This window comes from Pseudomonas sp. GW821-FHT09C09 (assembly GCF_059418105.1).
In genome coordinates, this window is sequence record NZ_JBWKPF010000004.1 from 633227 (window position 1) to 647416 (window position 14190).

General features: G+C 62.4%; 11 protein-coding genes. All 11 read right to left on the bottom strand.

Going from position 1 to position 14190, the window contains the following annotated elements:
* Nucleotides 1-74 precede the first annotated feature (74 nt).
* Nucleotides 75-1526: an efflux transporter outer membrane subunit gene (locus AC07NR_RS16400; protein ID WP_495078959.1), complete on the bottom strand. Its 1452-nt coding sequence runs from the start codon at nt 1524-1526 to the stop codon at nt 75-77.
* Nucleotides 1523-2593 (bottom strand): HlyD family secretion protein, encoded by a 1071-nt coding sequence (locus AC07NR_RS16405; RefSeq protein ID WP_085733425.1) that lies wholly within the window; start codon nt 2591-2593, stop codon nt 1523-1525. Before AC07NR_RS16405 ends, AC07NR_RS16400 begins: the two co-directional genes overlap by 4 nt.
* A gap of 19 nt (nt 2594-2612) precedes the next feature.
* Nucleotides 2613-4148: an MFS transporter gene (locus AC07NR_RS16410; protein ID WP_495078960.1), complete on the bottom strand. Its 1536-nt coding sequence runs from the start codon at nt 4146-4148 to the stop codon at nt 2613-2615.
* Between the two features lie 102 nt (nt 4149-4250).
* Complete coding sequence (locus AC07NR_RS16415) at nt 4251-5168, bottom strand: LysR family transcriptional regulator (protein WP_011331856.1); 918 nt, start codon at nt 5166-5168, stop codon at nt 4251-4253.
* 58 nt (nt 5169-5226) lie between these two features.
* Entirely contained in the window at nt 5227-6093 is an 867-nt protein-coding gene (locus AC07NR_RS16420) for an ABC transporter permease (RefSeq protein ID WP_248738731.1), read from the bottom strand.
* 20 nt (nt 6094-6113) lie between these two features.
* Entirely contained in the window at nt 6114-6974 is an 861-nt protein-coding gene (locus AC07NR_RS16425; protein WP_495078961.1) for an ABC transporter ATP-binding protein, read from the bottom strand.
* Nucleotides 6975-6979: 5 nt separating this feature from the next.
* Nucleotides 6980-8005 (bottom strand): ABC transporter substrate-binding protein, encoded by a 1026-nt coding sequence (locus AC07NR_RS16430; RefSeq protein WP_495078962.1) that lies wholly within the window; start codon nt 8003-8005, stop codon nt 6980-6982.
* 18 nt (nt 8006-8023) lie between these two features.
* On the bottom strand, nt 8024-8920 hold the full coding sequence (locus AC07NR_RS16435; RefSeq protein ID WP_495078963.1) for a TauD/TfdA dioxygenase family protein: 897 nt from the start codon (nt 8918-8920) through the stop codon (nt 8024-8026).
* A gap of 287 nt (nt 8921-9207) precedes the next feature.
* Complete coding sequence (locus AC07NR_RS16440; protein ID WP_085712607.1) at nt 9208-10575, bottom strand: HlyD family type I secretion periplasmic adaptor subunit; 1368 nt, start codon at nt 10573-10575, stop codon at nt 9208-9210.
* Complete coding sequence (locus AC07NR_RS16445) at nt 10565-12721, bottom strand: type I secretion system permease/ATPase (protein ID WP_495078964.1); 2157 nt, start codon at nt 12719-12721, stop codon at nt 10565-10567. The genes AC07NR_RS16440 and AC07NR_RS16445 overlap by 11 nt, the downstream gene beginning before the upstream one ends.
* 34 nt (nt 12722-12755) lie before the next feature.
* Nucleotides 12756-14108, bottom strand: a complete 1353-nt coding sequence (locus AC07NR_RS16450; RefSeq protein ID WP_085712605.1) for a TolC family outer membrane protein — start codon at nt 14106-14108, stop codon at nt 12756-12758.
* Nucleotides 14109-14190: the final 82 nt, after the last annotated feature.

Below are 14190 nucleotides of genomic sequence, written 5' to 3' on the forward strand. Positions count from 1 at the left end.
GCGATTCAGTTCGCTGGCAGTTGGGGTAAAGAAACCGGCCTCGGCCGGTTTTTTTATTTTTTGCGCTCATCCACTCAACGCTGCGCCATCTCCCCCACCGGATACAACGATTCCCATCCCCCGCCCAACGCCCGGTACAACCCGACCATCGCCAGCGAAACGCCGGTGGAGCTTTCCACCCATTGTTCCTGGGTGGCGAGCAGTGCGCTTTGCACGGTCAGGACGTTGACGAAGTCGGCCACGCCTTCGACGTATTGCTGTTGCGCGGTGCGCAGGGCGATCTGGTTCTGGCGCACGGCTTCGGCGAGGCTGTCGCGGCGGCGCTGGCTGGCGTTGTAGGCGGTCAACTGGTCGTCGATCTCGTGCCAGGCGCGCAGGACGGTCTGTTGATAACCGATGGCCGCTTCCTGTTGCTGGGCTTCGCGCAGTTGCAGCACGCCACGCAGGCGGCCGCCGTCGAACAGCGGCAGGCTGAATTGCGGGCCGATGCCGAAGGCCCGCGAACCCCATGAACCGAAATCACTGAGCTGCATGGCTTGCGAGCCGAGGTTGCCGGACAGGGTGATGCGCGGATAGAAATCGCCCTTGGCCACACCGATGTTGGCGGTGGCGGCATGCAGCCGGGCTTCGGCCTGGCGAATGTCCGGGCGGCGCTCGGCCAGTTGCGACGGCAGACCGATGGCGACTTGCGGCGGGGACTGCGGCACCGGCGCGTCTGTGGATAGTTCTTTGGCCAGCGCTTGCGGCGGCTCGCCCATCAACAGGCTGATGGCGTTGATCAGTTGCGCCTGACGTTGCTCCAGCGCCGGCAGTCGCGATTCGATAGCCGCCACTTGCGCGGCCGCTTCGGCCACGTCGAGATCGGTGGCTACGCCATCATTGAACCGCAGTTGTGACAGTTTCAGGCTGTGCCGCGCGACATCGAGGTTCTGCTCGGTGACCGCGCGGGTGTTCTGCACACCGCGCAACTGGATGTAGTTCTGCGCGGTGTCCGCAAGCACCGCCAACAGAACGCCGCGACGGTCGTTTTCCGCCACTTCGAGGTTGGCATCGGCCGCTTCGGTTTCCCGGCGCACCCGGCCCCAGAAATCAAGCTCCCAGGAGGCAGAGAAGCCGGCATCCCACAGGTTGAAGGCGGAATCGCCATTGTGCCCGGACGGATCGCTCAAGCCTTCGCCGCTGTTGCGTTTGCGTGCGTAGCTGCCGGTTGCAGCAGTTGTCGGATAACGGTCGGCGGTGATCACCTGACGTGCGGCGCGGCTTTGTTGCAGGCGGCTGCTGGCCAGTTTCAGGTCGAGGTTGCTGCTCACGGCGCGCTGGGTCAAGGCCGAGAGCTGCGCATCGTGGAAGACTTCCCACCAGCGCTCGTTCAGGGGTTCGCTGACGGCCTGGCTGGGTGCGGATTTGCCGGGTTTGGCCCACTCGGCAATCTGCGTGGCTTCGGGCTTCTGGAAGTCCGGGCCGACGGTGCAGGCCGCCAGCGCTGACAGACTGAGGACAACCGTCAGAGATTGAACACGATTCATCGCTGAGTCACCTCACGCACCGATGTCGCCGAGCTTTTGGTATCAATGCTCGCCTCCACCGACATGCCCACCCGCAGGCGCTCGGCCAGTGGCTGGCCCGGTTCCAGCAGGATCTTCACCGGAATCCGCTGCACGACTTTGGTGAAGTTGCCGGTGGCGTTGTCCGGTTTGACGGCGGCGAAGGTCACGCCGGTGGCCGGAGCGATGCTTTCGACGCGACCGCTCAGGGCTTCGCCGCCGAGACTGTCGACCCGAACGACCACATCCTGTCCGGGTTGCACATCGGTGAGCTGGGTTTCCTGAAAGTTGGCGACTACATAGGCCTGCTTCAACGGCACCACCGCCAGCAGCTTGCTGCCCGGCGTCACATAAGCACCGACCCGTACGGCACGCTCGCCGATCATGCCGTCCTGAGGCGCAGTGATACGCGTGTAGGACAGCTCGAAACTGGCGATTTCCAGTGCCGCCTGAGCCTGTTTCAGGCTGCCTTCGGCGGCATCGCGCTGCGCCGTCAGAATCTCGACCTGTTTGCGCTCCGCAGCCAGTTTTGCCGTGGCGGTGTCCAGCCGCGCAGTCGCCTGATCAATGCGAGTACGTGCCTGTTGCGCGTTCTGCACGGTACCGGCACCGACGCCGGCCAGATGGTTGTAGCGGTTCAATTCCTGCTGGGCGAAGGCCATTTCAGCCTTGGCCGAAACCACCGACGCCTGCGCCTGAGCTATTACTGATGTCTGCCGCTCCAGGGTGGCTTTGGCGTTTTGCAATTGAGCGCGGGCGACCACGGTGTGCGCATCGGCGGCTTCGGCGGCGGCGCGCAGGTCGCGATCATCGATCAGCGCCAGCAATTGCCCGGCCTTGACCTGCTGGTTGTCTTCCACCAGCACTTCCTTGATGAACCCTGCCACACGCGGTACTACCAAGGTGAAGTCGGCGGAGACAAACGCGTCATTGGTGTTCTGCTGAGTACGTTTGCCGAACAGTCCGGGCATCGCCAGATACACCAGCACACCGACCGCCAGCGCGGCGGCCACGGCCACCGCGAGTTTTTGCTTTGCTTGAGTCGTCATAAAAAGCCTTCTGTTTCAGTCAGGTCGGCGCGCGTGGCGGATAGATCCGCGTCGGCAGCCAGAAAATCAGCAGGATCAGCGCCACCGCGACGCCGGCCATGCACAGATAAAGATCCGAAGAAGTCAGCACAACCGCCTGCTCGTGCAGGCGATGGGCGAGGCCGGGGTCGTTGCTTGCGGCCAGCGGCGAGTTACCGAGGCGATCGACCAGCATCGTCGAGTGAAAATGCAGGCGCGCGGTGGTCAGCGCCTCAATGACCCCGGTGGCGACCACCGCCGCCAGGCCTTTCACGGTATTGAACCAGGCAGAAGCGAACGGGCCGTCCTGGGGCTGGATGCTGCCGGTGGAGAGCATCAGCAGCGGCAGCACCGCCATCGGCTGGCCGAAAATCTGCAGCCATTGCAGAACGTAGAAATTGTCGCGAATCCACACCGAGGTCAGCTGCGACCCGCCCAGGCAGGACAGCACCAGCATGCTCAGCCCGATCCCGAGCACCCAGCGGCAATCGACCCAGCGCAGGTTGCACAGCGCCGCCACCAGCGGCAGCGCGATCAGTTGCGGCAACGCCGCCAGCAGCATGATCGGCGCGGTCTGCACCGGCCGGTAACCCTGCACCTGAGCCAGATAACTCGATGGAATCAGCACCACCGCCAGCAACACCACCAGCACCCCGGCCAGGGTCATCAGGGCGAACGACAGGTTACGAATGCCGAGCATCTGCAACTTGAAAAACGGAATCGGCTGCGACCACTCATGGATCAGAAACGCCACCAGCAGCAGCGAACCGGCCCCCAGCAACGCGCAAATCAGATTTGATTCGAACCAGTCCAGACGATTGCCCTGCAACAGGCCGATCACCAGCATGCAGATCGCCGGAAACCCCAGCAGCAGACCTTTCCAGTTGAAGGTCTTGAGACGCTCCAGCCGCAGCGGGTCCTGAGGGATGCCGTACGCCACCATCGTCATGGCGATCAGGCACGGCACGATGATCTGCCAGAACGTCCATTGCCAACCGACGTATTCGGTCCACAACCCGGCCAGCGGTGTTCCGAGGCCTGGGCCAAACGTGGCGGTCAGGGCGTAACCGGCGAGGCCGTAAAGCTTGAAGTTGGGTGGCAGAAACCGCAGCGCAACAGTCATCAGCATCGGCGGCAGCGCACCGCCGGCCAGGCCTTGCAGGATGCGCATCAGCAGCAGGCTTTCGTAATTCGGGGCGAACGGGCAGAGCACCCCGAGCAGGGTGAACAGGCCGATGGCGCATAGGGTGAAGCGACGCAGGGAAAAGGTCACCGAGCACCACGGCGCAAACGCCATGGCCGCCACCGAGGTCGCGGTGTAACTGGCGACCAGCCAGGTGCCTTCGTCGTAACCGATGCTCAGGGCGCCGCGAATGTCGGCCAGGGCGACCTTGGTCACCATCTCGTTGAGGCCCGATACCAGCACCGCTAGCAGCACGCCGACCAGACCGATGATGATCCGCGCCCCGAACACCGGTGGCGCGGCGGCCATCGGAGCGGCAGCGGCCATCGGCGCCGTGACCGTCAGGGATGTCATGCAGGCAAACTCCGGAGGGAAAAATACCGGAGCATGGTAGTAGGGCTTAGTGCTGACGAAAATTGACTTCTTGGCAGTTTATAAGTGCATCAGACGCAATCGTCAGGGCTGCGCCGCCAGCCAGGTTTCATCGCAGCAAGTCTTGAGGGTTTCCCGCAACCAGCGGTGGGCCGGGTCCTTGTCGAAACGCGGGTGCCAGGCCTGGGTCAGCATCAGCGTCGGCAGCGGGATCGGCAGGTCGAACGAGCGCAGTTTCAAGCCCAGCCGTCGCACGCTGAGCAGCGCTTCCTTGGGCACCGGCAGGATCAGGTCGGAGTCCGGCAGGGCAAACATCGCCGCGTGGAAACTCGGTGCGATCACCGCGACCCGCCGCTCCAGACCCAGCGCATTCAGCGCCGTGTCGATAGGCCCACGGGCGATGCCCCGGCGGGACATGCTGATATGGGAAAACCCGGCGTAACGTTCAGCGGTAATTTCGCCATCCAGCAGCGGGTGATCTTCACGTACCAGACCGACGAAGTGGGTGGAAAACAGGTTCTGCACTTTGACTTCCGGGGTCACCGGACGGGTGTTGCTGACACTCAGGTCGATGCGCCCTTCGCGCAAGGCTTCATCGTCGCCGTCGCCCTCGGGGACGAAGCGCAACTCACAGTGCGGCGCCAGTTGATCGAGGGTGTCGAACAACTTGCCGCCATACACGCCAACGAAAAAGTCGTTGGCGCGAATGCTGAAACGCCGGCGCAGCGTGCCCAGCTCCACGGCGTCCGCCGAGCGAAACAGCAACGCCGCCTGCTCGACCACATCGCGCACCTGCTCGCGCAGTTCCAGCGCCTTGGGCGTCGGCACCAGACCCCGGCCGGCACGCACCAGAATCGGATCGCCAATGGCTTCGCGGATCCGTGTCAGCGTGCGGCTCATGGCCGCCGGGCTGAGGTTCATCCGCCGTGCGGCGCCGACCACGCTGCCCTCGTCGAGCAAGGCGTCGAGGGCGACCAACAGGTTCATGTCCGGAAGTTGCATGCCAAGCACTCGTGACTGATCAGGATTGATTCGCACGCAATGCTAGCAGATCAAAAAATCAGCGCTGCATGCCCCAGCGCTTCACCGTCACCCGCTCCAGCGTATCGAACACCAGGTTCTCCACCAGCAGACCGATGAGAATCACCACCGCCAGACCGGCAAATACCTTGTCGGTGTACAACTCGTTGCGGTTCTGGAAGATGTACCAACCCAAACCACCTTTGCCGCTGGTGGCGCCGAATACCAGCTCGGCGGCGATCAGGGTTCGCCAGGCGAAGGCCCAGCCGATTTTCAGCCCGGCGAGGATCGACGGCAGCGCCGCCGGAATCAGGATGAACAGCACGAAGCGCATGCCCTTCAGACCGTAGTTGCGCCCGGCCATGCGCAGGGTTTCCGAGACGCCTAGAAACCCGGCATACGTGTTCAGCGCCAGCGCCCAAAGCACCGAATGCACCAGCACGAAAATCAGGCTGTTCTGACCCAGGCCGAACCACAGCAACGCCAGCGGCAACAACGCAATCGCCGGCAGCGGGTTGAACATTGAGGTCAGCGTACTCAGCAGGTCCCGGCCAAACTGGGTGGAGACAGCCAGCGTGGTCAGGGCAAACGCCAGGGCGATGCCGATCAGGTAACCCTTGAGCAACACCACCAGCGAGATCCACACCTTGCCCAGCAGTTCACCGCTGAGCAGGCCGTCGTAAAGCGCATGACTGGTCTGCAAAAAGCTCGGCAGCAGCAGGTCGTTGTTCTGTACCCGGGCGACCACCTCCCAGAGCACCGCGAGCAAAATCAGGATCACGCTTTTGCGCAACCAACCCTGTTGCCACAGGCGCTGGCCCAGCGGCAATTCGCGCTCTACCGGCACGCTGGTCAGTGGTTGCAGATCGTTTTCGAATTCTTGACGTACGGATGATGAATGGCTCATCGGGCGATCCTCCGAGTGGCTCAATAAGCGATGCGAATGTCGTTGAAATCGTGCTCGCGCTCGGTTTCCGGCGACTGCCCTTCATCGAACAGCAACCGATGAATGCGCCGCGCCGACTCCTGAAACGCCACGCCGCCGAGGCTGTGCAGATCGTATTGATGACTGTGCACTTCCGCCCTCACCCGGCCCGGGTGCGGCGACAGCAGCAGGATGCGATTGCCGACCACCAGTGCTTCTTCAATCGAGTGGGTTACGAACACCAACGTGAAACGCACCTCCTCCCAGAGCAGCAGCAACTCCTCCTGCATCTTGCGCCGGGTCAGGGCGTCCAGTGCGGCGAAAGGTTCGTCCATCAGCAGGATTTTCGGCTGCATCGCCAGCGCCCGGGCAATCGCCACCCGCGCCTTCATGCCGCCGGACAAGGTGTGCGGATAGGCATCGGCGAACGCCGCCAGACTGACCTTTTCCAGGTAATGCAGCGCACGCTCTTCGGCCTCCTTTTTCTTCAACGTGCGCGAGGCCAGCAGCGGAAACATCACGTTCTGTTTGACGGTTTTCCACGGCGGCAGTTGATCGAACTCCTGAAACACCACAATCCGGTCCGGCCCCGGCGCGTCGACGCGCTGGCCTTGCAGACGGATCTCGCCCTCGCACGGCGCAATGAACCCGGCGACGGCCTTGAGCAAGGTCGACTTGCCGCACCCGGACGGGCCGAGCAGCACGAAACGATCCTGTTGATCGACTTCGAAACTGACCTGATGGGTGGCGCGCACGACACGTTGCGGCGTGCGGTATTCGAGGCTGACCTGATCGACCGCCAGCAGCGCCTGCGCCGTGGCGATCGGGTTGCTGGCCGCGTGGCCTTGCAAAGGGGCGTTCATGTCGATCAGCTCCCTTGCAGCGGTTTGGCGTCCTGGAAGAAGTAGTCCTTCCACGATTCAGGTTTGTTCTTGATCGCGCCGACGCGGTAGAGGAACTCGGCGAGCGGGTAGGTGTTTTTCGGCGTGACGCTGAATTCGAACTGCGGGTTGTCGATGATTTTCAGCAGCTCGGCGCGGTCGATCTTGGCTTTGGTCACGCGGATATAGGTGTCCGCCGCTGCGCCTTTATCGTTCTGTGCAAACTGCGCGGCTTCGGTCAGGGCTTCGACAAATGCCTTGTAGGTTTTCGGGTTCTCGTTACGGAATTTCTCGGTGGCGAACAGCACGGTCGGCGAGTTCGGCCCAAGCACGTCATAGGAATTGAGTACGACGTGCACGTTCGGGTTCTGCAGCGCCTGATCCTGGAACGGCGGGTTGGAGAAATGCCCGGTCAGTTCGGTGCCGCCGGCTATCAGCGCAGCGGTGGCGTCCGGGTGCGGGACGGCGATGGTGTATTTGTCGAGGCGATTGAAGTCCTTGTCGCCCCACTGCTTGGCCGCCGCGTATTGCAGGAAGCGCGACTGCACGGAAACACCAACCGCCGGCACCGCGATGCGGTCCTTCTCGGTGAAATCGGCGATGGTTTTGACCTTGGGATTGTTGCTGACAAGGTAGTACGGGAAGTTACCCAATGAGGCCACGGCCTTGACGTTCTGCTTGCCGTGGGTGCGGTCCCAGATGGTCAGCAGCGGCCCGACGCCGGCGCCGGCAATGTCGATGGAGCCGGAGAGCAGCGCATCGTTGACCGCCGCGCCGCCGGACAACTGGGTCCAGTCGACCTTGATGTCGAGCCCTTCCTGCTTGCCGTACTTCTCGATCAGTCCCTGATCGCGCACCACGTTGAGCAATAAGTAGACAATGCCGAACTGTTCGGCGATGCGGATTTCACCTTCGGCGTGGGCCCCGGTCGGCGCCACCAGGCTGCCGGCGATCAAACTGAAACCGAGGCCGATGGCCGCCGCCAGCGGTGCAAATGGAAGACGTTTGGACATGATCGGATCTCCGGCAAATCAGTAAGGCGCGTCGCCCTGGATGGTGGTGCGATACAACTTGCGGCGCAGGTGCGCAGGGCAGCCGGCGGCAAGGTGGATCAGCGAACGGTTGTCCCAAAACACCAGGTCGTGGGGCTGCCATTGATGGCGATAGATGTTCTGCGGCAACACGCTGTGGGTGTAGAGCTCGTCGAGCAGTTGCTTGCTCTCGTCTTCCGGCAGGCCGACGATGCGGGTGGTGAAGCCTTCGCTGACGAACAACGCCTTGCGGCCGTTTTCCGGGTGGGTACGAACCACCGGGTGCACGACCTCGGCGACCTGTGCCAATTGCTCCGGGGTCAGGGTCGGGCGCCAGTTGCCTTCGAATTTGGTTTCGCTGTAACGCGCGGTGTAGGAATGCGCAGCCGAGCGGCCTTCGACGGCTTTGCGCAGGGCGTCGGGCAGGCTGTCCCAGGCTTTGTGCATGTCGGCGAACAGGGTGTCGCCGCCTTCGGACGGCAGCTCCTGGGCGTGCAGCATCGAGCCGAGGCTCGGCAGCTCTTTATAGGAAAGGTCCGAGTGCCAGAACTTGCCGGCATCACCGAGGCCGATGTTCTGGCCGTTCTCGACGATATTGGAAACGATGAGGATTTCCGGGTGATCGGCCAGCAGGAACTGCTTGAGCACATGGATCTGCAACACGCCGAAGCGGCGGCTGAAATCGATCTGCTGTTGCGGGGTGATGCGCTGGTCGCGGAATACCACGACGTGGTGATCGAGGTGCGCCCGGTGGATGCGGGCGAAGTCTTCATCGCTGACCGGACGGGTCAGGTCGAGGCCGATGATTTCGGCGCCGACGGCACCGCTGAACGGGCGGATCTCGAAGGTTTGCGGCGCGACAGTCGCGGCGCTTGGGGTAGCAGTAGCTGCGGACATCAATCAATCTCCCACGCACGGCACGCTCAATGGCGCGCACGTCGATCAGAAACTCACGCTGGATTGCGTGTGGGTTCGTGTCGTGCGGCGCGCCGATTGGTCGGCAGGTACGCAGGAGGCTGACTTTATAGCTATAAGAAGCGATATTTAAATACCGTTAGCGAATAACGATATGGCGATTGCTTCGGAATGGACTGGATGGTGAGTGACCATTTGCGTCACTTCTTGACGGGACGTGGTGTTGCGGCGGACACCTTCGCGAGTCCCGCGAAGGTGTCCGTGAAGACTTACCGCTCGTGCAGCGCCTCGGCCCGCGCCCGGATGATCGGCTTGAGCAGGTAGCTCAGCACGGTCTTCTTGCCGGTGATGATGTCCACCGACGCCACCATCCCCGGGATGATCAGCAGCGGCTTCTCGTCAGTGCCGAGATGGCTGCGCTCGGTGCGCAGCTTGATGATGTAGTAGGTGGTTTTCTTGTCTTCATCGGTGATGGTGTCGGCGCCGATCTGCTCGAGCTTCGCCTTCAGGCCGCCATAGATGGTGTAGTCATAGGCGGTAAATTTCACCGTCGCGTCCTGCCCCGGATGCAGGAACGCGATGTCCTGCGGGCGGATCTTCGCTTCGACCAGCAAGGTGTCGTCCAGCGGCACGATTTCCAGCAGGTCGCTGCCCGGCTGGATCACGCCGCCGATGGTGTTGACCAGCATCTTGTTGACGATGCCCCGTACCGGCGAGGTGACGAGCGTACGGCTGACCCGGTCTTCCAGCGCCTTGCCGGTGGCCTGGGCCTTGTTCAGGTCGGTACGGGCTTCGTTGAGCTGGGTCAGGGCGTCGCTGCGGAACTTGCCGCGAGTCTCGTCGATCTTGCGCTGTACTTCCTTGATCGCCGATTCGGCACGCGGGATCGCCAGGGTGGTGGCGTCGAGCTGGCCACGGGTTTCCACTTCGGCACGCTTGAGTCGCAGCACTTCCACCGGCGATACCGCGCCCTGGGCCACCAGCGGCTCGGACATGTTGATTTCCTGGCGTTGCAGGCCGAGTTGCTGGCGGTACTGCGCCTGCTTCGAGGTGAATTCGCGCAGCTCTTGCTGGCGCTGGATCAACTGTTCCTGCAAGCCGCCGACCTCATCGTGCAATTGCTGGCGACGGCTGACATACAGCGACTCTTCACTCTTGGCCTGACCCGGCACGGCTTTGAGCACGTCCTCGGGGAAATTCAGCGGCCGGTCATCGACCTCGGCGCTCAGGCGCTCGACCCGCAGCAGCATCGACAGTCGATCGGCTTCGGTCTCGCCGACGTTGGAGGCGAAGCGCGTGTCGTCCAGGCGAACCAGCGGTGCGCCGGCCTCGACGATCTGGCCTTCCTTGACGAACAGCTCGGAGACGATACCGCCCTCGAGGTTCTGGATTTTCTGAATCTTCGACGACGGAATCGCCTTGCCGTCGCCCTTGGTCACTTCGTCGATGACGGCGAAGTTGGCCCACAGCATCAGGAACACGAAGAAACCGATGATCGCCCAGATCGTCAGCCGCACCACCCGCGGCGCGTCCTCGATCAAGGCCTTGTTGACCTCCGGCAGCGGCTGGCCCTGCAGCGATGCAGAGCCTTTGAAGTAGCGACGGATCGAATCCTTGAAACCCGACTTAAGCAACACTGATCTGCCCCTTCTTCAACGCTTCCATCACGGCGGCTTTCGGGCCATCGGCGAGAATCTGCCCGCGGTCGATCACCAGCAGGCGATCCACCAGCGACAGCAGTGATGCCCGGTGCGTCACCAGCACCACGGTCTTGTTTTCAACGACTGCAGCCAGGCGTTGCTTGAGGCGTTCTTCGCCGGTGTTGTCCATGGCGCTGGTCGGTTCGTCGAGCAGCAGGATCGGCGGATTGAGCAGCAGTGCCCGGGCCAGGGCGACGTTCTGCCGCTGGCCGCCGGACAGGTTCTGTCCGCGCTCGCCGACTTGCAGTTCATAACCCTGCGGGTGCAGACGGGCGAATTCATGCACGCCAGCCAGTTCGGCGGCTTGCAGCACCAGCTCATCCTCGACGTAGCGAGCGCCGGAAATCAGGTTGTCGCGCAGGGTGCCGGCCAGCAGCTGGATGTCCTGCGGCACGTAGCCGATGTTGTAGCGCAGCTCGCTGACGTCGATCTGGCGGATGTCGACGCCGTCCACCAGCAACGCGCCGTCGTCCGGCTGATACAGGCCCACCAGCAGTTTGGCCAGCGAACTCTTGCCCGAGCCGCTGCGGCCGATGATGCCGATCTTCTCGCCGGGACGGATCACCAGGTTGATGTTTTTCAGTGCCGGGTTCTGTTGATCGGGGTAGGTGAAGTTGAGCTGACGGCATTCGATCGCACCTTGCAGCACCTTGCGGCTCAGCGGGCGTTCTTCGAAATTGCGCTCCTGCGGCAGCTCCATCATCTGGTCGACCGAAGTCATGGTCACCCGCGCCTGCTGGTAACGGGTCAGCAGACCGGACAACGACGCCAGCGGGCTCAGTGCGCGGCCGCTGAGCATATAGCAGGCGATCAGGCCGCCCATGCTCAGGTTGCCGGCGATGATCTGGTACACGCCGAAGACGATCATGATCACCCCGGCCAGTTGCTGTATCAGCAGGGTGATGTTCATCGCCAGGCCGGAGAGCATTTTCACCCGCAGCTCGAGGCGGCTGAGGGTGCCGATGGTCTGCTCCCACTGGTATTGGCGTTCACTTTCGGCGTTGTTGACCTTCACCGCGTCGAGGCCGGCGAGGGTTTCGATCAGGCTCGACTGACGTTCGGCACCCAGCGCCATGGTGCGCTCCATTGTGGCCACCAGCGGCTTCTGCAAGGCATAGCCGATCAGCAGCGCAATCGGGAAGGCCAGCACCGGAATCCACACCAGATGCCCGCCGAGAATGGCGATGACGATGAAGATCAGGATGGTGAACGGCAGGTCGATCAGGCTGGTCAGGGTCAGCGAGGCGAGGAAATCGCGCAGGCTCTGGAACTCGTGAATGTTCTGGGCGAAGCTGCCGACCCGCGCCGGCCGGTATTTCATGGCCATGCCAACGATGCGTTCAAACAGCGTGGCGGAGATGATCAGGTCGGTTTTCTTGCCGGCCAGATCCAGGCACAGGCTGCGCAGGCTCTTGAGGATCAGGTCGAAAATGTAGGCGCCGGTGATGCCCAGCGCGAGGACCCACAGGGTCGCTTCGGCCTGGTTCGGCACCACGCGGTCGTAGACGTTCATCACGAACAGCGGCGCGGCCATGGCGATGATGTTGATCAGGAAACTGGCGGCAATGGCGTCGACGTAAAGCCAGCGCGAACGCTTGAGGGTGTCGCGGAACCACGAGCGGGCGCGCGGGATCAGCGTGCCGTGGTTGACGTCGAATTTGTGCTGGGGTTGGGCGAAGAACACTTTGCCGAGGTAGTCGTCGGCCAGCAGCTCACGGTTGACGAGAGACTCGCCGCCATCGCTTTCGCTGAGCAGCACCCGAGCTTCGTTCTCTCCCTGCCAGCCAAGCAGGACGGCACTGCGGCCATCCTTGAGCAGCAACAGCGCCGGCATGGCGATGGCCGGAATTTCTTCCAGCTTGCGTTGCAGCACCCGCCCCTGCAGCCCGGCGCGTGCCGCTGCACGGGGCAGCAGTTCGACGCTCAGGCGTTGCTTGGGCAGCGGCAGACCGGTGGTCAGCATCGCCGCGCTGGCGGGTTTCTGGTGCAGCATGCAAAGGGCGAGCAGACCATCCAGTAACGGATCGTCGTGCAACGCGCGTGGATCATGACTGAGATGAACTCGACTGACTTCTGATTCCACGCTCGACACTCTTTAACAGTTGAAAAGGGACAACTCAATTCATCCCGGGCAGTTGAACCTTGGGCTTCACGTCGTTCTGCACAACGGATGCCATCGGTGCGACCACTCCCTGGCTCTTGAGCAACTCGCCCATGGTCGCCTTGATTCGGTATTGAGTAAATAACTGAATGTTCTTGATCTCGGCCAGACGGCGCGAAGCGGTGAACAGTTCGTTTTCACTGTCGAGCAAATCCAGCAGGGTTCGTTCGCCAAGGCTGAACTGGCGCTGGTACGCGGTGCGCACTGCGGTGCTGTGATCAACGTACTGCTGAGCGATCGGCACCTGGGCATTGGCGTTGTTCAAGGCGTTCCAGGCCAGGCCCAGTTCTTCGTTCAACTGACGCAAGGCGTTGTTGCGGATGTCCAGCGCCTGGTTCGACAGGTAGGACTTGGACTCCAGGTCAGCCTTGTTGCTGCCGCCGGAATACAGGTTGAAGCGCATGCGCAGCATGGCCTGCCATTCATTGTTGTGACCGTTCTGGCCATCGAGGTCGTTGTCGGCGGTGCGGCCCAGCTCGGCGTCGAAACGCGGGTAGAAGGTCGACTTGGCGGTTTCGTACTGCTTTTCGGCAGCGGCGATGTCGGACTCGGCCGAACGCAGGATCGGGCTGTTTTCCAGCATCTGCGCGCGAGCCTCATTGAGGTTGGCCGGCATCATCGCCATGAACGGCGCCGGACGCTCCAGTTGATCGGGCATCTGGCCGACGGCGCTGAGGAAGTTGGTTTCCGAGTCGGCCAGGTTGGTCTGCTCGGTGATCAGATTGTTGCGGGCCTGGGCCATCCGCGCTTCAGCCTGATCGAGGTCGGCACCGCTGCCGACGCCGCGCTGGGTGCGCAACTGGATCTGGTCGTAGATGCGCTGGTGGCTCTTGAGGTTTTCCTCGGCCAGGCGCACGAATTCGCGACGGGTCAGCACATCCAGGTAAACCTGGGCCACGGTCAGCGCGGTGCGCTCGGAGGTGCCAAGCAAGGCATAGGCGCGGGAGTTGACGGTGGCTTGTTGACGCCCGACTTCGCTGGACGTCGCAAAACCGTCAAAAACCATTTGCGACAATCGCACACTCGACTCGCCACGGTTCAGGGTTTCCCAGTGATTGCCGCCGCCGTTGGCGCGGGTGGTGACGCTGTCGGTGCCTTCACGGCCATAACCGCCGAGCAGATCGACCTTGGGCAGGTATCCACCTTTGGCAGCCTTTAACTGATAATCCGCGGCCAATCGACTGTTGACCCCTGCCTGGATTTCCGGATGGACATCCAGTGCCTGTTGCATGGCTTCCGGTAAGGATTGTGCTTGAGCAAAAGACGCGGCGAGAGCGAAAGGTAGAGCCTTGAACAGGGGCGAACGCATGGTAAGGAATTCCCAAAACTTCTTGTCGTGAATCACAGCAAATAAGGGTGCTGCGTCGGATGATGGCAACCGGAATGACCGT

Coding starts and splice junctions, on each gene's coding strand:
- AC07NR_RS16400 (WP_495078959.1), bottom strand. CDS start 1,526: ATGAATCGTGTTCAATCTCTGACGGTTGTCCTCAGTCTGTCAGCGCTG.
- AC07NR_RS16405 (WP_085733425.1), bottom strand. CDS start 2,593: ATGACGACTCAAGCAAAGCAAAAACTCGCGGTGGCCGTGGCCGCCGCG.
- AC07NR_RS16410 (WP_495078960.1), bottom strand. CDS start 4,148: ATGACATCCCTGACGGTCACGGCGCCGATGGCCGCTGCCGCTCCGATG.
- AC07NR_RS16415 (WP_011331856.1), bottom strand. CDS start 5,168: ATGCAACTTCCGGACATGAACCTGTTGGTCGCCCTCGACGCCTTGCTC.
- AC07NR_RS16420 (WP_248738731.1), bottom strand. CDS start 6,093: ATGAGCCATTCATCATCCGTACGTCAAGAATTCGAAAACGATCTGCAA.
- AC07NR_RS16425 (WP_495078961.1), bottom strand. CDS start 6,974: ATGAACGCCCCTTTGCAAGGCCACGCGGCCAGCAACCCGATCGCCACG.
- AC07NR_RS16430 (WP_495078962.1), bottom strand. CDS start 8,005: ATGTCCAAACGTCTTCCATTTGCACCGCTGGCGGCGGCCATCGGCCTC.
- AC07NR_RS16435 (WP_495078963.1), bottom strand. CDS start 8,920: ATGTCCGCAGCTACTGCTACCCCAAGCGCCGCGACTGTCGCGCCGCAA.
- AC07NR_RS16450 (WP_085712605.1), bottom strand. CDS start 14,108: ATGCGTTCGCCCCTGTTCAAGGCTCTACCTTTCGCTCTCGCCGCGTCT.